Genomic DNA, 18808 nt, shown 5'->3' with positions numbered 1-18808 from the left:
CAAATATAACACATTATTGATTTTTATTTAGCAAGTAACGGATAATCCCGGCATAGTCTTTCTCAAAACTTTCATCTGTTGTTGTATCAAGGGCCATATTATTAACCAGATATTTACCCCGAACGAAAAAAGCTGGAACGAACCTCAATCCTAAACTGCTGGCTAGAGTATCCTGCCGATTTACTGCTGCTGTAATCTCAGTTGAGTCCCAGATGGATGTCAATTCATTCGTTTTCATCCCTTGATTTATAAATAGAGCTTGAAGACTTTTTTTGTCGTGTACCACGTTTGACTTTTGCATAGCGTTAAATATGATAGGTGTCATTTCTGACTGCTTGTGCAGAAAATTTGCCACCGCCCAGGCTCGGGTTAATTCAGAGCCAAACGGGGCAATATGGGATGAATGATAGCGTTCGAAGCTCGTACCTGAAGGAAATGATGCAACAATAGAATTATTGATATCCGACTTCATTTCAAAATAATAACAATGTGGACAGTTGAATGAAAAGTACTCCACCACGTCAGATACTCCTGAAACAGTATTAGGTAGTTCAAAGTAATCTTTACCCGACACATATTCCTTCGCTTCACACGGTATTACCCAAAGCAGGCATATCAGAACTATGAAACCTTTAACTCCTTCAGCAAATTGTAGTTTATCAAGCAACTTCATCATTTTTACTCTCTCCATATTGATATTGTTCTCGTTGTAATTTCAGCAGTGAATAATACTCCCCTTGTGCCTGTTCTAACTTGACTGGGGTACCACACTCGACAATCTCACCCTGCTTAAGGACAATAAGGTAATTAGCGTGCTTCACAACGCCAAGGCGATGGGTGACCATGACAGCAGTTCTGCCCTGGACAAGGGTAGAAAATTGGCGAAATATTTCAGCCTCAACACGAGGATCCATGGCGCTTGTCGGCTCATCAAGGATGACCAGGTTGCCCGGTGCATAGAGTGCTCTGGCCAAAGCAAGACGTTGCCATTGCCCGCCCGAAAGTTCCGTACCACCATATTCTTTACCGATTAACGTCTCTGGTCCGATGCCATTACCCAAATCAAACTGAGCTATTTCGCAGGCCTTTAAAAAATCCCTTTCTGTTTCAGAAGTGGCCATATTTGTAAAAGTTACGTTCTCTTTTATGGTCATATTATAATGACCAAAATCTTGGAAAATGGCGCTTAATTGACGTCGCCATTGCTTAATATCTATCCTCGCTATATCTATACCGTTACAGGTTATACGACCGGAAGTAGGAAGATAAAGTCGGCAGAGAAGTTTTATCAATGTACTTTTACCCGCACCGTTTTCTCCTACTATAGCCAAGTGGTCTCCAGTTCGAAGGGTCAGGTTTATATTCTTCAAAACGTAATTTTCACCATCATAGGTAAATGATACGTCTTCAAATCGGATCTCTTGCAACTGGCCGGAATTTTCTTCAACTGGGATGTCCTGCGTTGCATTAGCAATAGTTTCCAACGCCTTAAGCCGCGCAAAGAATCCAAAACAAACACCCACGTTGGCAAATGAGTACACCATCCATTGACAGGATAGCCCAAAGAACGAAATGGATTGGATCGTCCCTAATAGCCCTCCCACCGATATCTTCCCTGTGGAAAGGTAATCCACAAACCAAAACATAACGCCGAGGGAACACAACAGATAAAGGATATTCCATGGCTGGGGTCGCATCAGTTGTTTCTTTCGAACAAGGTTGAGTTCATCTTCAAGCTCGTTAAACGACTGTTGGTGTTTATCTAAGAAAAAACCAGACAAGTCGAACAACCTAATTTCTTTCGCGAGTTTTACATCCAACAAAACAGAGAGAAAATATTTAATCCTTCTAGCGGGCATCCCCTTCCCGAGCATTGCTTTAAAGATATCGATCTGCGAATAAGCTACCGCAAATGTCACCGGGATAAGCGGAAGCAGAAATGCAAGGGGTAACCACCATACAACCGATGCCAGAACCATAGATAGACTGAGCAGTGTCAGGGTGCCCCTGAAAATATCGATCAGATTAACAAGTAGGTTAAGGGGGCGGTGTGCAGCTTCTCGTGACAATATTTCCAGATCGTCATGTAGGCCTGGGGATTCAATCAGCATCAGGTCATCAATTCGACACGCTGCCTCCATTATTTTTTTTTGGGTCAGGAATGTCGCTTTTGAGTTCAGGATACTCTGCAGCGTACTGATAATTGGTGCCAGGATTCCGGGGACTACGAATGTTAGAGCCCATAGTATTGCAATCGTTGTTAGACCTGTATGGTCAGCACTGCCGATTATGTTTCCAAGATGTATGCTGGTCATCACACTCAGAGTTGGCATAACCCCCTGTAGTGTGATTAACAGCAAAAAAATAAAAGACAGTTTTGGTGAGGAACGTAGCAATAGCGAAACCGAGTAACGGATAAGCTGTAGTTTACCGATAATCTTACCCATGATTACTCTCCATGGTGATAGGGTGACCTGAAGGGTATACGATCACTTCGTCAAAATGTAATGGAACCCAGACACTCATCGAAAGGGCGTCCGACTCCTCACTGCGGTAGTAAGATGAAACCATTTTTACTTGGTACTGCTCACCACATCGAACACATGCATCACTTATGCGAAACGATTCAAGTTTTCTTCCATCTGGGGTGGCAATGAAGATCATATCCTTGGAGAAAATTCCACAGGAATTGACGGATATATTATAAGCGTGCTTTTCAATTATCCTCTGACAGAGTGAGCGATAGGATAACCACGAATATTTCGTTGCGTGAAAGTTATGGCAGATAACGACCACTTCTTGATAATTTGCTTCGAGGATAATGGACAGTTTATCTGTCATCATTATCTCCCGCTGTTCAGCCGTAACAGAAGAAAGAACCTCCTCAGCAATCTTGTCATACTGTAATAAATTAGTTAAGACCTGCCTGACAGAGGACTCGATTGTATTAGGTAAAAACATGCAATTTATGTTCCGGGAAATCGAATAGGGTATATCGATGCCGAATATATCTATATTCGAGGGCAGGCAGAGAAGTAGGTTCCTGAATTCGACAGACCTCATCCACCAATACGTTGATGAGCTGAGAAATTTCGTCATTGCCGTTTCGTCAAAAGATTTCCGTTTCAGAGCATACAAAACAAGATCAACGGTTGGGCACTCTACTACAACGGCCACTGGTATATCCGAAGCTAGCCCGTTTATATATGTTCTTCTTGTTTGCCACGATTCGTCTGAACCATGACTGTTCTGCCCCAGAAAAGTGATGCGGCGATTACCTCGCGGTGAGATGGACATGCATACTCCTAGCGATCAGTTCACGTTGTCTATTCAGGTAAGTGGTCGGGCGAAAGAAGTTGGATTTTATTTGTTCGATCGGAGGCTTAGTAAAGAAATTAATAATTATTTCGCCATCAGAACTGAATAAAGAAGTGGAATCACAGCGTATGTAAAAGATTGGTATATCATAATTTTTGAGACTTTGGGCTTCATAAGGGATAAGTGCCGCGAAACGGTGATGTGCGCCCTGATAATGCAAGAATTCATCAACAAGAGGCTGAAATGTTGATTCAATCGAACGACTTACACTAGGATGAATAATTTTATTTATGACCAGCATATAATAGGCTGTAGTTCTGATTAAGTAACGTGGCCTGATTTCACCATGTTTACTAAGACAAGTTATAACTGCGTCTTTGTTGGCCACAAGTTTTGAGTAGGCATCCTCATAGCCAGAAATAACGTCCGGAATATAATTTTCAGATTGAACCGGCTTACCGTTAAAATGAGGATAATTTTGTGTTTTCCTCTTAAAACCATGCTCATAGCGAACTTGAATGCGTTCGCTGGCATCATTTAGCGCATGTGGATGTGTGTAAGACTGGAAGATATTTGTCACTGCCGTTAAGGCTGATGTGTGACCAATACCATTCATCGCGACTTCCGGGCTTTGGAGTAATCCACTCTGGTAAACTGATCGTTCAAAATCCGGATTGTCATCAAAAAAATACTGAAAACTGGTTTCAGCATCTATGAAGTACACCCTATTCTCATCCACGATAAAATTGTCAAAGTGACAGTCGTTGATATTCAGCATATCGGCTAGGGCCAGAATCTCCCCGTAACGGCGGTAAGTATCTGCCGCTTTATCAAACGATGATAGTGGCCTATTATCCACATATTCCTGCCATAAGTGTGTCCTGCAGCTTAGTGTGTCAGGGCACACAGCTTCTAACCCGACGATATCACAAACGGCGTTTAGTACTGATTCTACAGAAGAATCTCTGGGTTTATATATAATACGCCTCTGTCCCATAATCAAAAGCACGGGTTGTTGCCCATTCTCATGGCGGTCACCTCCGAGAATTTCAATCGCTGTTGCTGATGATGATGGTGGAAGATTAAAAATATCTTGTAGTTGTCGGAAATCTGTTGTCAATCGCTGAAGGAATAAAGTTAAGTTGGCAAATGTTGTATCGCAAATATGAACAGCCAAACTTTCAAGGAAGGCATTCTGTTTTAATATCTCCGGACGCCACTTCCCGTCACTATTTTTGAAGTAGTTGGTATACCGATCTGTTGATGAAGGGGGTTGGTTACTAAGCCATGCATCAAAGGCGATGACGAAATCGGGTAGATAAATCTGATCAAGTGTTTCAGCAATATGCGTCAATACAGCACTATAATCGATGTTAAAAAGGTTGTAATCGTAAAGTAATTTACTAATTTTTTTTTGTGAATTGTCTAAGTGAGTAAAATATAAATATGCCCTATAAGGTTCGATAAGCTGGTATTTCATCTGAGTATCCCTCAAACGAAAAGTGGCACTATAGAGTGCCACTTAATGTATCAGTGATTAGCTGAAGAAGTCTGCAGAAACTTCTTCAAGCTCTTTAGAGAGAAAATCCTCAGAGCTGATCCAACCGCCACAGTCACAGGTTCCACTGGCGCAGTCCACGCCACTGTTAGCCATATACCCACGAATTTCTGAAATCTTATCCGGTGCTACCTCTACGATACGTTCCATTGAAAACCTCACTTAGATTATTAATAGAAGAATGATCTAAAGCTACTGTTTTTCGCGAAGTGCTCTTGTGCGCACCATTTATTAATATCTGAACTCAGGAAATTTTCACATATCATTATTTAATTGCGTTCTACAACGAAGGCAAGCCAAGCCATAAAATGTATTATTTTCATACGCATGTAGTATTGTAAGAAAATGTAAACATGCGTCAATTAAAGTATAATAATAAAATCAGTAAACTATTATAATTTGATTAATTTATGAGCGGTCAATTCATAATCTTGTCACTTAATAGCGTGTGTCAAGACATCACTGATTTTGACTTGCTCAATATATTATTTTGTTAAATAAATTCATTTCAGCTTTCCATGAAATATTTTTCCGGAGATGGAGTAATGTTTTTTTTACAATTTAACACCTGTGTTCCTCCTGAAAGAAAAACACGCTAGCAAAAAAACTATAAACCCCATACATTAATATAAAACTGCCCTTTACCATCGTCAGTTTTCTGTATCCGGTAAGTTATTGGCAATGAATCTTGTCTGCCGGGTTTTGCAAATGCTAAATCAGCCGCGCACTGGTAAACATCAAGACCCGACTCATGACTTACCGTCCTGACGTTCTCGACAGAAATACGTACATCCTTATCCAGCGTCATTCCTTTCTCTATCGTTTTCCGTGCTATATCAACGACCAGATTCTTAGCGTCATCGCTATTGCATTTTGGTGTCTTATCGCCGCAGCCCACTATTAAACCCGCTGCAATCAGCACCAGAGATATGTTTATTTTCATTCATTGTTCCCCTCAATTCAGAGTGGTTATCTTGTTATTTTTTATTGTATAGACCATCCATTGCGCCTGCTGCCGAAGCCCCGCAGTATCCTTCGCAACCACGAGTCATTACGCTGGTTTTTCCATTATTCATTTCACTGAGCACAGCAACACACTGGCTGGAACTGTCGTTCCAGATCCAACGACGTTTCTGATTCTCACCAGCAGTTATTTGTTGTGCTGTGCCTTCCATGTTGCAGAGCCCTTCTCCATCTCTGGTTGATGCGTTGATGCTGAACTCCGCATTACCGTTCCCTGCCTTTAGCGTTAAAACCGCACCCGGCTTAGCGTATTGGGCTGCGATTGTCGGGAGGGCAATGGCTGCCAGTATTAATGCAATAACTGTTTTCTTCATCGCTGAATATCCTGTTAGCTGATACGAATGTTTTTGGTGATTTTCCCCAGTGCCAGCGGTCTGCGTTTTTCCACAAAGAAATACACTACGTTGAAAGCTGATTTACGGTGATTTCCCCGACCCAGGGAAGGCCAGTTACGGAAAGATTCGATCTGTTCTTCTGAATAGGGCGTGTCAGAGAAGTCAAACAGTACAAGCAGGGCTTTGCCGTCGTGCTTCATCAGCTTCTTCACTTCCGTGCTGTTTACGGTTGCGGAGACATTGGAACGAGCTGCTGTTGGCTTACGGACTGCAAACTCAACAGCCACATCGTCAATCACAAAGTCAATGAAACCATGTCCGGATACCGTTCCTGGTAATCTGCTTTTGACTTCTGGCGAGACGTTATCCGCAAACCAACCCAGTAAATAGCAACGTACTAATGGCAGTAGTTCCCGCTCGCTACATTCATTCAGACGCAGCGTTTTCACAAATTCACGCCGGTAAAGGGAACTGAAAAAATACTCAAAACATTCCGTTATTTCTGTAATGGTCGTCGCCATTCTTGTCTTCCTTACTTGCTTTGCCGCGCTGACTTAAGGGCATATCGTTCCGGCCATAGGCTCTCCGGCGTAGTTTCCAGAGCATCTGCGATAATGCGTTCCGCACGAGGGTAATGGCGCTCCAGAGCATTGTTCAGTGTGCGGGGAGCGAGTCCATGGCTGCGTGAAAGGGCTGCAAGAGTAAGCCCGCGTTTATGCAGCGCCGCCACAATATCGGCACGATGCCAGTTCCCGGAACTTCCGTTGCCCCGGTTTTTCTGCGATGCTGTTGAGTTACGCACTGTATTAACTCCATGGAATCAGTACATGGATATTAAATGCAAACAAAAGATACCTTTCAAGTATTTTTATTATCTTTTTGTGGTTTTTGAATTAACGCATTGATATCTGTAATAATTTAGATGGGTAACGCAAAGGCTAATATGGATAAAAAAACCTTACCTTCCACGGTTGCAGATGAACCCAGAGACTGGCTGACGGCTGAAGAATTTACGCGCGTTGAAGGGATGCCGGGCACTGCAAGGGGAGCAAGAATGCGCCTTGAAAAGCTGGCAGAGCTCCACCCGGAAATCCGGCGTAAGCGAAATGTCGGCAAAGGTGTGGTTTATCATATAAGTGCTGCTGCGATGTCGCTTGAAAACGAACGAAGCAGGGCCAAGGATGACGCATTCAGCGTTGCAGGCGCTGATAAACAGCTGAGTCTGTGGGTTCAGCTTTTCCGTAACATGTCACCAGCGTCACGTGCATTGCTGATGGAGCAGGCTTTAAAGCAGGTGACCAAAGATTTGGCCAGCCAGCATCAGGATGTATCCCTCCTGGCTGAACAAATAATGAAACTTCCCCAGGAAGAGCGGGAGCGCTTGCTTGAGCAATTCAAAGACCAGCAATGAGCTTATTTACTATGCCGGTATAGCCGCCCGATAATAAATAACTTTAACTGGTTACCTTTATTTCCCACCACGGCAGGCAGGAGGAACCACCCCGGAACCCTGTCCACCTGCCATGGAGGTAAATCAGTATGCCATTCTTCTTTAGAAATAAATTTTGGGTTAGCATATTAATATTGGGAAATTAGTTTCTTGGTGAAATTATTTGCTTTGCAAGCATATTCCTGGTAAAATGTCATTACTGGATAGTGTCATATTATTCAGTAACTGATGCATAAACTAATAGCTAACTTAGCGTTTCATTTTATATCCCTTCTGGCGGTAGGACGTCCATCGTCTGAATAGTCAGTACGGGTTAGGGTTAATTAGTGGTTTGTGTCATCAACCCAAACGTATATTTACCGGAATAAATACAATGAATATTATCCGTCAGGAAGGGCTGTCCATGCCCGTAAGTCAGGAACTCATTAATATTATACTGGCTGAACTCAGTAAAAAGCCGCCAGTTAAACCGAATATTCGTGCTGTCACATTGCTGTTCAAGGATATCAATTACAGCGCTGAAAATGGTGGGTTTCATCCGGTCGAAATAAGGCTTATTTCCCGCAACGATGAATGGTATTTCGATTACATCACTGACTTCAAATATATGGGAACAGACCCGGAGTTGGAAAAGGAAATCGATATCAGCTGGAGCCAGCGCTATGTCTTCCTGTCCTATGCCGGTGATTTACCCCCAGGGGAAGGGCGCGACATTTTTGCACTCTGGCAGAGAAATTTCGTTCATTACCATTTCCTGAATATCTACACGCTCACCGTGATGTGGGAAAGCTAATCCCGCCACACTGACAGCTAATTATTGATGGAGACATTATCTGTGACTGCTAACAGAGGGATACACGCGTCTGTACAGGGAGAGCTTGACTCTCTTTGCGGCGCGTACTGTGTGGTGAATATGCTGAGCTGGCTTTATGACGGTCGGGTGAAGCGAAAACCACTCATGAACCGACTTCTTCAGGCCTATCAGCAACGCTGGCCTTTGCATGAGTGGCTGACCCAAGGGATAGATGAAAACCGTCTCGACTGGCTGATTGCGCAGGTACTCCGGAAAGGCCACTACCACCGCCAGTTTCCGGTCCAAATCAGCAAACCTTTCGGCGGAAGTCGCGGTCTTGTGGAGGGGCGGGTTTTCAGTGAAATGAGGCGGTTCCTGGCGGTAACAGACCACTCCCGCCTGATTATGCTCAGCGACCAGTTTCACTGGTCCCTTATCACCAGAATGGACGAAGAAACGCTCTGGTTCTTCGACAGCAACGGGCGAACCTCCATGCCCCGCAAGGCCTTCTCCTTACGTGCTGGCGCGGCCCGCCGCCAGTTGTTTCCCGAAGCCATTTACTTCATTGAACGGGAGTTCTGAACATGACGACGTTTACCCTGCGTGAGACCCGCATCCTGGACCAGGCCCGTGACATTATCAGCCGGTGTTACCAGCGTGGCGTTCAGCTTTGCTCTCCTGATGATGTACGACAGTGCGTGATGTATGAAATGGCTCTGCTGGAGCATGAGGAGTTTGGCATCATCCTGCTCGATAACCAGCACCAGTTTCTGCATCGCGAAATGCTGTTCAGGGGCTCGTTAAATACGGTCAGCGTTCATCCCCGTGAGGTAATCAAGCGGGTACTCAGACATAACGCCGCCGCTGTCATCCTTGTGCATAACCACCCCAGCGGCGAGGCTGAACCCAGCAAGTGCGATATTCAGATAACGAAACGGCTGCAGGAGCTACTGCAAATGCTGGATGTGCGCTTGCTGGACCACTTTATTGTGGCCGGGACGGAGACGGTGTCACTGGCTGAACGAGGGCTGGTGTGATGCAGACAGTTACCTGGTTTAATACATGTTATAGCAGGTTAAACGCATGAGAAGGGCTGCACTGCGCCAGATCGCGCCGGTGGTGGAAACCACCGTGCTGGATGCCTATATCAGCGGTCTTGCCCCGTCGGGGCGGCGGGGTATCACCAGCCTGTTAAACCGCAGCGCCAGTATAATCAAACGCGGTGCGGATGCTGCCAGCTACCCGTGGGAGCAACTTAGCTTCGCTGCCGTCGCTAAAGTACGTGCGGCACTGCTGGATGACGGTTACGCCGTGTCGTCGGTCAACATGGCACTGTCAGCACTCCGGGGCATTGCGCAGACGGCCTTTAACCTAAATTGCCTGGAGGCGGACACCCTTGCCCGTATCCGGGCAGTTAAGCGCGTCAATGGCGATAACCAGCGCAAGGGCAGGGCACTCAGCCGGGAGGAGGTTCGTGCACTCGTTCAGGCCGCTAAACGGCATCCGCAGCGTATCCGCTGCTGTCGTGATGCCGCCATTGTAATGACCCTTTGCGGTGCAGGTTTGCGGGCCGGGGAACTGGTCAGCCTTGAATGCCGGGACTATGACAATGGCATCCTTACAGTGAGGCAGGGGAAGGGGCGTAAATACCGTGAGATACACGTTGCGGCAGCGGTAGATAAAGCCATCAGCGCATGGATTAAAGCCAGTGGCGTGAAAGAGGACGGGGATGCATTATTTAACCGCATTCAGCGCAACGGCAGGGTTGCCAGCCAGCCGCTGACAACGACCGGTTTAACCGGCATCCTAGAGCAGTTACAGCAGGGCGCAGCCATAGCGCGTTTTACTCCTCACGATATGCGCAGGACTTTCATTACACGCTTGTTAGAGCAGGGTGTGGATATTAACACGGTACGCCAGTTGGCAGGCCATAGCGACATATCCACGACTACCCGTTATGACTATCGTGAAGAGGGTATGAAAATGAACGCCAGCAGGAACATCCGGTGCTGGTGAATCACTCTTCATTCAGCTTATGGATTTTGTCGTAAACTTTCTGCTTATCCAGTAGAGGCTTTACAGTTTTCTCAGACCATGTCCGCTCCTTACTCCCCTCAAAAACTGCTTTTGGCGTTAATTCCTCTTTTTCAGTCATGAGTTCGGCAATTCCCTCTTCGTTCATGCCCTTAATATTTTTCAGATACCACACTGTATTGTGCAGGCGAAAAAGCCTTTTAGGAGCGATTTTTTTAATTTGGTAGAACTCAGACCCGGTTTCTTTTTTAAGCAAATATTCGAACACATGGGATATTGTCGCCATCCGGCCAGGTGTTGAAGATGCGGGTGGGGGGAGGGTAAGCGTTTTACTTATTTTTTCTATCATTGACAACATTTCTTTGCTAACAGGAATCTCAAGTGAACCGCTTTTTTTCCTGCTGTTTTTTTTGTACTCGCGTTCCTTCTCTCTCAGCGCAGTAAGTTCTTTTGGGGTTAATGTACGTCTGTCAATGTTGGGCATGAAAACATCCTTCTCATCATTACTGACCGTCAGTTTTGGTTTGGAACAATCAGGTTTTTAACATGACAGTCAGTTTTTCTTGGTGAACTGACTGTCAGTATCTTCGTTTGAATTGCATGTTACTTACTGACAGTCAATGTTGTCAATTAAAAATACTGACTGTCAGTTTTTTTGAAAATTATTAACATAAAAATCAATAAATTGCGTGGTTGTAAAAGCACCTTCGGCATCAGGTGATGTCGACTGAAAATAGGTGTGTTATGGCTACTATTCGAATCCTCAAAGTCCCGGAAGTTCTTGAGCGTTGTGCCATTAGTCGGGCGTCGCTCTACAGAATGCTCCAGCGTAACGAATTTCCACGGCAGGTCCGGTTGGGTATCCGTTCGGTAGGTTTCTACGAGCACGAAGTTAACCAGTGGCTGGCTGACCGTCAGCGTGTTCAGTAAATATATATGCGTCTAACAGCACGTTATAAGCGCACTTAAAAGCATGAACAGAGAACATATCAGCCAACATTGACGCTGGGTTAATTAAACCAACAGTAAAGAACAGTTATCAACAATAACTGTACGGGAAGCTATTGCTCTCTGTTCCCCACCAGGTTAATGCCTGAGAGGAACAACAATGACTCTGAATAATAACTGGCTTAACAAGAAGAATGTTGAGCTCAACATATCAACTGAAATCTGCTGTAGTAACTATGGGCACCGGATGACAATGCGAGCTGATGGTATTACATCAGTTTCTCGCTTCCATAGTGAGGAAGAGAAAGAGGAGTTCTTGCAGAAGCTTGAGCGCATTCTTGGGAGGAAATGGAAGCAGTATCGTGTTGAACGCAAATCAACGCAGAATAAAGCAGGTAAGCCTCATCCCTATAAATATGGGCTGTCAGTATATCGGAAGGATGATGACTCACCCATGCTTCTGCACATCAACTGGGGACCTCGCCGCGCCAATACAGGTGGGATACGCTTCGAGTTCCGGCCGCAACATATGGATGCAAAAGCGATGGATCACATGCTGGGATGGCTGAGCGACCGATTCGGTGCCATTTTCTACCGTCTGTTAGCGAGGTCTTGGGTAACCCGCATTGATGTCGCTCTGGATGTATATGGTTGCAAACTCAATGACTATGTCTGGGATTTAAAGGGAATATCTGCCTTCAAGGACCACATTAATTTTAAGGGGTTACCTGGTCTGAACTTAGGCGGGAAGCGGTCTGAGCTACGGTTTAACCTTTATGAGAAGGTATATGCAGGTGTGCTGAATTCGCTGGGTTTTAACCAGCGTAGTGAGGTTGTATTAAAGGACGGCAAGGCCAGGCAGGAACAGTTTATTGAGATCTACCAGGAGGAGTTTGAAAGTTTTCTGCGCATAGAAGCGCGTATCATGCCAGGTCGGCGTGCTGGTTCATGGTCGGTCATGCTGGCGAAGCTCGCTGAACTGAAAAACCCGTTCGGGCGCATTGTGGTTTATAAAGGAAGGCTTAAATCGGTTCTGGTTAATGACTTCATTGAGTCATCGCGGCCAAAGAGTAACAGCGCCAAAGCCTGGGCTAAGCACGCCATGGGTGATGTAAACAGCCGTATGTCACGCCGGTTGAAAAGGGCACTAGTGACGAATGAAACGGAGCTATTCAACAAGGGTGAAGTCTGGGCGTATTGGTCCTCTTGTGTGGCTGCACTGGGTGAGATAATCGCAAAGTTGAAGCCAGAGAAAGCAACGAAGAAGGAGATGGCTGTAAGCCAGTTCGTTGAGTCGAAGCCGAGTAGAAAGCGTAATTCCCGGCGATTAACAAGGCGCGAACAGGTACGTCCGAAGCGTAAACGTCGGGGTTGAACTGGTATGATGGCGGTCGTATGGCTGCCATCATATAATGGATTACCGGAATGTAGTGGTCGATAAAATTTGGCCACGCTATGAGAGCTTTTAGAACCACTAAATGTCTGCTTCTGGCACAGGACTGCTGTTGCAGCCCTGACAACCTTAGACTTCAATCGATTCAGAGATCTCTAACGCATCATCGACTTCAATGCCCAGATAACGGACTGTGCTTTCCAGTTTCCTATGGCCCAACAGAAGTTGGATCACCCGAAGATTTTTGGTTTTCTTGTAGATCAGGTAAGGTTTTGTTCTTCGCATGGAGTGTGTGCTGTAAAGCGAAGCTTCGAGACCAAGCTTTTCTACCCACCCATGAAAAATTCGGCTGTATTGCCGGGTTGATATGTGCCGGTTAGTTCCGATCCGAGACCGAAACAAGAAGTCTTTACTGTGCAAATTGCCAAGCTTTATCAATGCAGCAACAGCTTCTCTTGTCCCTTTGGTTATCTCAAATTGCACAGGGCTACCGGTTTTCTGTTGCAGCACCGTTGCTCTGCTTGAAACCGAGCTACCATATGCAACATCAGATACTTTGAGGTTCACCAGATCACAGCCTCGTAGCTTACTGTCTAAGGCCATGTTGAACAGAGCTAAATCACGCGTTTTACCTTCCAGTTCAAGCCGGATTCGGATCCCCCAGATATGAGATATCTGAAGTGGTCTTTTTTGGCCTATGATACGGTCTTTGTTCCACGGTGACATGATCATACTCAAATCTCCTGCAATGTTGGAGATTTGAGTATGGTTGTCCCTTATGAGCGAGAAGCGGATCTTTAGTTTTCGAATTGAACGTATGTGGTGAGTATTATATGCTCATCCACATACACTACAAAAAGAGACTGTTGATGACGACGTTCGGTGCTATTTTAAAGGCCCAACACATTGACTATAAGCCTACTAACCGTTCATCTTTGGATGAGTGGTTTTATTCTATTTTGGATATACCAATCGATGAACTCAGTATTTTTGACATATCCCGATCAATCAGACAGGATGTCTTTTTGGAGTATGTTTTACCAAGGGCTGAGGTTTTTTTAAACGAAGATCCTTTAGCTGGAGATTATGACGGACAACTTCTTTACGATATTTCGATGCTGGCTGAAGCACAGTCCCCTTCGATAATGGCGATTTTGAAGCGGATTAGCGCCTATTTGAGTCAGTTGGATAAGCATAATCTTGACAGCCAATCAATTAAATCTATTGAAAAAATATCAGCGCTTGCTCGCAATTGATATTTTTAAGAATTGAGAAAAATTCATCCAAAATTAAGATATTACAATGTTAGCAAAATCTACTTCTGGCAATTACTGTGGGGGTAATTACTTCTTCAAATCAGGATACCCGTTTTAAGGTCGAGCTTAAAAGGTTCCCAGCCTCCCGGCGGGTCCCACTCTCCCTGTCCAAGCACTGTATCATTCTCTATTGATGTTATGATTACACCATCTATGGCACACTGCCTGGATTTCCAGATAACGCCCGCTGCAATATCCATTAGAAAAACGTGGCAGTAAGTGGCGACCAGAACCCGGTCATGTAGCTTGTCTGCATAGATGTCAGGAACTGAATAAATATGTCCAACGTAATCATCTAGTGGATGGCTTATGAACATGTGTGTGGCCATGTCAAAAACATGAAAATGGTCGCCACAAATAATAGCCATGTGAGATTCATTCAGGAGAAACTCAGAAAAGGCGCTGGAAATAAGCCAGCCATACTCATCTGCACGTATATATAACTGTAAAATCAGAAGGGGCTCACCGTCGTTACTAATTAGCAATCGCCGATCTTTTTCTCCCTTAGAGCCAAAAGGATTGACGTCTATGATCGGAACACCTTCCGTTTCATCGCCGGGCGTGGCCTGTTCAAGATAGGTCGCTTGTAATGTCATTGAGTATTCCGAGTGTATAATGCAGAAGTATACATACTACTTTACAAGCTGAGGTCATGACAGCAACATATGTTGTCATATTGCACTTACCAGCACCGCAGATTAGTCATTCCGAAGTTAGCAACGTCCGCTTCACGCCCTGAGACATTCGACAAGCTTTTTATGGCTTCAGTAAGGGCGACTTTCGCGCTTCCAGTGCCAGCAAGTATTTCGCTTCGTCGTACCGGGTTTTGGTCTTCCAACAACGGTAAATGATCCTTATCCATTTAAACGCCAGAGCCCGGATAGCTGATTGATGCGATTTCCCTTTTTCTCGCTGGCCCTGGTAATAAAGTCTGGCCCAGTACGATGAGTTAACCGTCTTCGCAGTCCATTCCACGAATGTCTGTCGGACGAACTTCGCGCACTGCCAACGCCAGTGTACCCAAGATTTTTGACCACTTCGCTCGGTTACTGGTGCGATGCCAGCGTAGTTTTGAATTTCTTCTGCGCTGTTGAAGCGGTCGCGGTTATCACCCAGTGCGGCAAGCATCCGTGGGCCCATACACGGTCCCATTCCAGGGAGTGATTTGAACAGTTCTGCATCCGGAAGCGTATCGAATAAGGATTCAATACGTTCGTCGTAGGTTCTGATTAGGTCGCCTGCCAGTTTGATTTGGGATGCAAGTGCTGTTGCCATCAATGCATTTGCCTCGATGACAGTTTTATCTGTGGTCAGGGGAATAGCGCTGGCAATACTTGCAACCCGCTGTTCGGTATATGCAACAGCAGGACCACCTTTAGCGTTCATAAAATGACGGACAGTATCGCTGCGAGCCCGTTTGAGTTGTTGCAGGCTCGGCCAGCGAATGATTAGCTCGCAGAACAGTGAGCTGTCCCGATGAGAGAACCATTCCAGGGGCAGGGGGTAATACTGCTTAAGTGTGTTGATGAGCCGATTAACAAAACGACGCTTGTCTTCGACCAGCAGTCTGCGCTGCTCAACTAATTGCTGGAGTAATTGGATATCCGGATTGTCGGCTTCAATGGCTTTTATCTTGTGGGGATAACGTAGCATCAGGTCTAATGCCAGCTCAGCATCCTGCGGATCATCCTTCGCACCGCTGGGCCAGAAAGCCTGTCGGTAGCGGGCCAGTGACAAGGCGTGTATTAGAAAAACGGTGACAAATGGGTACTTCTGGAGGGCATACACTACCGGGCCTTTCTTCAGCTCAATGGCAATAGCAATCCTACCTTTCACCCTCTGGTGTAACTCATTGAGCCAGATATCAAGCGCCTCAGGCGTATGTTCAATCACATGGAATATGCGATCACCGTTTTTAAACTGAACGCAGACATCATGTTTTTTATCCGCCCAGTCCAGACCAACATGAGCAGCAAACTGATCTTTCGCAGTCATCACCAACTCCTTTTATCGGGGATTGGTATGCATTCCACGCTCTTCGAAAGAAATATAGTCAGCAGTTTTTCTGCATGCCCTGAGTATTCGTTAGCGAACGTGGAGCACTTACTGGCTCGAAAGCAAAGCGGCAATCATCAAATCACATGATTCTGGCACAATATTCGTAACCAATAAGCGCATACCCTGAATCACTTAAAAGTGTAACTCTCAGGGTGTGAATGACTATATCTGGCACACAGCGGACATGCCGCACCTCTTCCATGAGGCAGCAGATTTAGTTCCTGAGGCAACAGACTTTAGCAATTGTCTTTTATGGTGGGCAGACGCAAGCAGCAGTTGTTGTCACTCTTGTATCGTAACGACAACTTTGCCCTTCGCATGTCCCCCGGCAAGATAGTCAAGAGCATCCTTTGTCACTGCAAAGGGATATACCTTGTCGATCACAGGGATAATGTGTTCCGCTTCAATGAGCTTGCTTATTTGAGTTAGTTGAGCGCCATCAGGTCGAACAAAGAGAAATGAATAGGTCAGGCCCCGTTTTTTCGTAAGACGTATAATCTTGCGGCTCATCAGCCCGAGCACAAAACGCAATAAGAAGTTCAATCCCCGGACCCGTGCGAACGCGACATCTAACGGCCCGATGAGAGAAATAATCTTTCCGCCAGGTTTAAGAATTTGAGTGGACTTTGCAATCACATCCCCCCTGAGGGTACCCAGAACAATATCGTAGCCACTCAGCACGTTTTCGAACGCCTGCTTTTTATAATCAATCACCTCATCGGCCCCAAGACGGCGTACCCAGTCGACATTCTCTGTACTCGTTGTCGTTCCCACGCTTGCGCCCAGGTGCTTCGCCAGCTGGATGGCAAAGCTGCCAATTCCTCCGGAGCCTGCGGGTATAAAAACGTTCTGACCAGGCCTGAGCCCGGCACGTTCTGTCAGCGCCTGCCAGGACGTGAGGCTCACCATCGGCAACGAAGCCGCCTCGACGAAACTCAGATTGGCAGGTTTCAGGGCCGCAGCGCTTTCAGGAACCCGTGCAAATTCGGCAAGGGAGCCTGTTCCCGTATCGAAAATACTGGCAAAAATTTCGTCACCCGGGATAAAACGGGTCACACGAGCCCCCACTGCAACGACGACCCCGGCCAAATCACTGCCCAGCGTCGCAGGGAGTTTAAAATGCAATACTGGCTTGAACATTCCGGTTGGGATCATGTTGTCAATCGGGTTAAGGCCCACCGCGTGTACCTTCACCAGGATTTCATCAGCGCCGGGGGAAGGAAAATCCACGTCATCGAATCCCAGGTCAGGGGATTTACCATAGCGTTTAAACGTAAAGGCTTTCATCGTCCTGCTTTTCATTTGTTTTTTATCCTTTGGTATTTGCCAGTAACATTTTTCACAGGGGTTCTGTTACTGAGTAAAAAGGCGGCGCCCAGAAACAGCTCGATTAACACGGCAAAAAGGATCTGTCCGCTGACATGCCCTTCGCGCCATTCAGCGATGCCCAGCACAGCTGAAATAATCGATATGGTGCTGATACCCGCGGCCAGCGCATAACGGGTCGGGGAAGGCCCGGCATTTCTGGCCAGGAAACACATAACGCTTATTCCTGCAAAAAATGCGGCCGAGCGGCGACAAATAACGCGGGTACCCGGCGTTGGTTCAATTCCCCACTGTGTTAAAAGCTGTTCCGGGAAAAACATCCATACCGTGGCCAGGATGAAAAACAACACTGCAGTCAGAACAGCCAGTTGAGAAAATTTCATTTTTACTCCTTCGCATCCAGCTGAAGACTTTTGCGCACGACCTTATCCATGAATGAGGCTGGCGCGAACCTGAGGAGAAAATTCAATTTACCGGCCAGCGTTCCCGCCGTGTAGCGCACCTTCGGACGTAAAGTCTGAGCCGCTTTAACCACTACGTCACCCACCACCTCCGGGCTTTCCGCTTCGGCCATTGCCTTGCTAAGCACTTTCGCCAGCTTCACCCGGATCAGGTCATACTCTTCAAGCCTGGCATCCGGCTCTATATTATTGGCTTCAAACTGTGTTTTCATGTAAGCCGGTTCGATGACAGACACCCGGATACCCTGCGTGCGTAATTCATGATCCAGTGCCCCCGTATACCCCTCGACCGCATACTTACTGGCCGCATAAAGTGCCACATACGGAAACGGAACGACCCCGAGTATCGAGCCGATGTTAATAATGCGTCCACTGCCCTGGCGGCGCATGTGAGGGATCACCGCCCGGGTCAACCTGACGATGCCCAAAAAGTTAGTGTCGAACATCTGCCTGGCCTGTTCGACAGAACTTTCTTCCGCAGCCGCCGGAGCGATCCCAAAGCCTGCATTATTCACCAGAAGATCGATCCGCCCCTCCAGACGCAGCAACTCCTCAATGGCGGCCCCGACAGAAGCGTCGTCTGTCACATCAAGCGTCAGTAACGGAAACGGATGCTTTCCCGCCAGGGCGCCACGCCGGCTTGTGCCATATACCGTATACCCCGCCGCTAAAAGTTTAATTGCCGACGCTTCGCCAATACCTGAAGACGCGCCGGTAACCAACGCTACTCGTTTTTTTGTCATGCTGAATAAGGCCTTCATGATGTGTTTGAGGTTTCTCATCGCTGCTGAGAGG

At 46.2% G+C, this 18808-nt stretch carries 24 protein-coding genes; 8 read left to right on the top strand and 16 right to left on the bottom strand.

All coding sequences use genetic code 11. The features are described 5' to 3' along the window. Positions 1–13: 13 nt before the first annotated feature. From L2097_RS25395 to L2097_RS25355, 9 genes are all read right to left on the bottom strand, one after another. Positions 14–676, bottom strand: a complete 663-nt coding sequence (locus L2097_RS25395) for a DsbA family protein (RefSeq protein WP_250353914.1) — start codon at positions 674–676, stop codon at positions 14–16. After that, the gene (locus tag L2097_RS25390; RefSeq protein ID WP_250353913.1) at positions 660–2447 is read right to left on the bottom strand and encodes an ABC transporter ATP-binding protein; all 1788 of its coding nucleotides are present in this window, start codon (positions 2445–2447) and stop codon (positions 660–662) included. Before L2097_RS25390 ends, L2097_RS25395 begins: the two co-directional genes overlap by 17 nt. Beyond that, positions 2440–3297: a hypothetical protein gene (locus tag L2097_RS25385; RefSeq protein ID WP_250353912.1), complete on the bottom strand. Its 858-nt coding sequence runs from the start codon at positions 3295–3297 to the stop codon at positions 2440–2442. The genes L2097_RS25390 and L2097_RS25385 overlap by 8 nt, the downstream gene beginning before the upstream one ends. Then, a complete protein-coding gene (locus L2097_RS25380; protein WP_250353911.1) occupies positions 3275–4798 on the bottom strand; it encodes a type 2 lanthipeptide synthetase LanM in 1524 nt (507 codons plus the stop codon). Before L2097_RS25380 ends, L2097_RS25385 begins: the two co-directional genes overlap by 23 nt. Before the next feature lie 57 nt (positions 4799–4855). Continuing rightward, on the bottom strand, positions 4856–5026 hold the full coding sequence (locus tag L2097_RS25375; RefSeq protein WP_250353910.1) for a hypothetical protein: 171 nt from the start codon (positions 5024–5026) through the stop codon (positions 4856–4858). Positions 5027–5483: 457 nt separating this feature from the next. Continuing rightward, a complete protein-coding gene (locus L2097_RS25370) occupies positions 5484–5819 on the bottom strand; it encodes a hypothetical protein (protein ID WP_250353909.1) in 336 nt (111 codons plus the stop codon). 34 nt (positions 5820–5853) lie between these two features. Beyond that, a complete protein-coding gene (locus L2097_RS25365) occupies positions 5854–6213 on the bottom strand; it encodes an acyl-CoA dehydrogenase (protein ID WP_250353908.1) in 360 nt (119 codons plus the stop codon). 14 nt (positions 6214–6227) lie between these two features. Beyond that, positions 6228–6755, bottom strand: coding sequence for a hypothetical protein (locus tag L2097_RS25360; RefSeq protein WP_047370582.1), 528 nt, complete (start codon positions 6753–6755; stop codon positions 6228–6230). Between the two features lie 11 nt (positions 6756–6766). Further along, entirely contained in the window at positions 6767–7036 is a 270-nt protein-coding gene (locus tag L2097_RS25355; protein WP_047370581.1) for a helix-turn-helix domain-containing protein, read from the bottom strand. Between the two features lie 141 nt (positions 7037–7177). On the opposite strand from L2097_RS25355, the gene L2097_RS25350 reads away from it, so the two are divergent. The 5 genes from L2097_RS25350 to L2097_RS25330 all read left to right on the top strand — a co-directional run bounded on the left by L2097_RS25350 (position 7178) and on the right by L2097_RS25330 (position 10493). After that, positions 7178–7645 carry a hypothetical protein gene (locus tag L2097_RS25350; protein WP_250353907.1) on the top strand — a complete coding sequence of 156 codons (468 nt, stop codon included), beginning with the start codon at positions 7178–7180 and terminating at the stop codon, positions 7643–7645. A gap of 412 nt (positions 7646–8057) precedes the next feature. Next, positions 8058–8477: a DUF2787 family protein gene (locus tag L2097_RS25345; RefSeq protein WP_039079231.1), complete on the top strand. Its 420-nt coding sequence runs from the start codon at positions 8058–8060 to the stop codon at positions 8475–8477. A 120-nt stretch (positions 8478–8597) separates the two neighbouring features. Next, on the top strand, positions 8598–9059 hold the full coding sequence (locus tag L2097_RS25340; RefSeq protein WP_284454107.1) for a hypothetical protein: 462 nt from the start codon (positions 8598–8600) through the stop codon (positions 9057–9059). A 2-nt stretch (positions 9060–9061) separates the two neighbouring features. Further along, positions 9062–9514, top strand: a complete 453-nt coding sequence (gene radC, locus L2097_RS25335; protein ID WP_250353905.1) for a RadC family protein — start codon at positions 9062–9064, stop codon at positions 9512–9514. A gap of 46 nt (positions 9515–9560) precedes the next feature. Beyond that, entirely contained in the window at positions 9561–10493 is a 933-nt protein-coding gene (locus tag L2097_RS25330) for a tyrosine-type recombinase/integrase (protein WP_250353904.1), read from the top strand. A 1-nt stretch (position 10494) separates the two neighbouring features. Here the strand turns inward: L2097_RS25330 and L2097_RS25325 are convergent, their stop codons facing one another. Further along, positions 10495–10995 carry a hypothetical protein gene (locus L2097_RS25325; RefSeq protein WP_250353903.1) on the bottom strand — a complete coding sequence of 167 codons (501 nt, stop codon included), beginning with the start codon at positions 10993–10995 and terminating at the stop codon, positions 10495–10497. Between the two features lie 260 nt (positions 10996–11255). On the opposite strand from L2097_RS25325, the gene L2097_RS25320 reads away from it, so the two are divergent. Further along, the gene (locus tag L2097_RS25320) at positions 11256–11441 is read left to right on the top strand and encodes a helix-turn-helix transcriptional regulator (RefSeq protein WP_250353902.1); all 186 of its coding nucleotides are present in this window, start codon (positions 11256–11258) and stop codon (positions 11439–11441) included. Positions 11442–11619: 178 nt separating this feature from the next. Then, positions 11620–12834: a hypothetical protein gene (locus L2097_RS25315; protein WP_250353901.1), complete on the top strand. Its 1215-nt coding sequence runs from the start codon at positions 11620–11622 to the stop codon at positions 12832–12834. A 147-nt stretch (positions 12835–12981) separates the two neighbouring features. Here L2097_RS25315 and L2097_RS25310 read toward each other — a convergent pair whose 3' ends face one another. After that, on the bottom strand, positions 12982–13584 hold the full coding sequence (locus tag L2097_RS25310; RefSeq protein WP_250353900.1) for a site-specific integrase: 603 nt from the start codon (positions 13582–13584) through the stop codon (positions 12982–12984). Positions 13585–13721: 137 nt separating this feature from the next. Here L2097_RS25310 and L2097_RS25305 point away from each other — a divergent pair, with 137 nt between their 5' ends. After that, on the top strand, positions 13722–14108 hold the full coding sequence (locus L2097_RS25305; protein WP_142516035.1) for a contact-dependent growth inhibition system immunity protein: 387 nt from the start codon (positions 13722–13724) through the stop codon (positions 14106–14108). Between the two features lie 95 nt (positions 14109–14203). On the opposite strand, the gene L2097_RS25300 is transcribed toward L2097_RS25305, so the two are convergent. The 5 genes from L2097_RS25300 to L2097_RS25280 form a co-directional block, all read right to left on the bottom strand. After that, positions 14204–14764, bottom strand: a complete 561-nt coding sequence (locus L2097_RS25300; RefSeq protein ID WP_142516036.1) for a hypothetical protein — start codon at positions 14762–14764, stop codon at positions 14204–14206. A 160-nt stretch (positions 14765–14924) separates the two neighbouring features. After that, a complete protein-coding gene (locus L2097_RS25295) occupies positions 14925–16163 on the bottom strand; it encodes an IS110 family RNA-guided transposase (RefSeq protein WP_250353899.1) in 1239 nt (412 codons plus the stop codon). 345 nt (positions 16164–16508) lie between these two features. Beyond that, on the bottom strand, positions 16509–17528 hold the full coding sequence (locus L2097_RS25290) for an NADP-dependent oxidoreductase (RefSeq protein WP_250353898.1): 1020 nt from the start codon (positions 17526–17528) through the stop codon (positions 16509–16511). Beyond that, positions 17525–17935: a hypothetical protein gene (locus L2097_RS25285; RefSeq protein ID WP_142517121.1), complete on the bottom strand. Its 411-nt coding sequence runs from the start codon at positions 17933–17935 to the stop codon at positions 17525–17527. The genes L2097_RS25290 and L2097_RS25285 overlap by 4 nt, the downstream gene beginning before the upstream one ends. Before the next feature lie 2 nt (positions 17936–17937). After that, positions 17938–18756, bottom strand: coding sequence for an oxidoreductase (locus tag L2097_RS25280; RefSeq protein WP_250353897.1), 819 nt, complete (start codon positions 18754–18756; stop codon positions 17938–17940). Positions 18757–18808 lie beyond the last annotated feature (52 nt).

This window comes from Citrobacter sp. MNAZ 1397 (assembly GCF_023613995.1).
GTDB lineage: Bacteria > Pseudomonadota > Gammaproteobacteria > Enterobacterales > Enterobacteriaceae > Phytobacter > Phytobacter ursingii.
Note: the sequence above shows the minus strand (reverse complement) of the source record. Positions and strands in the feature narration are given on the sequence as shown.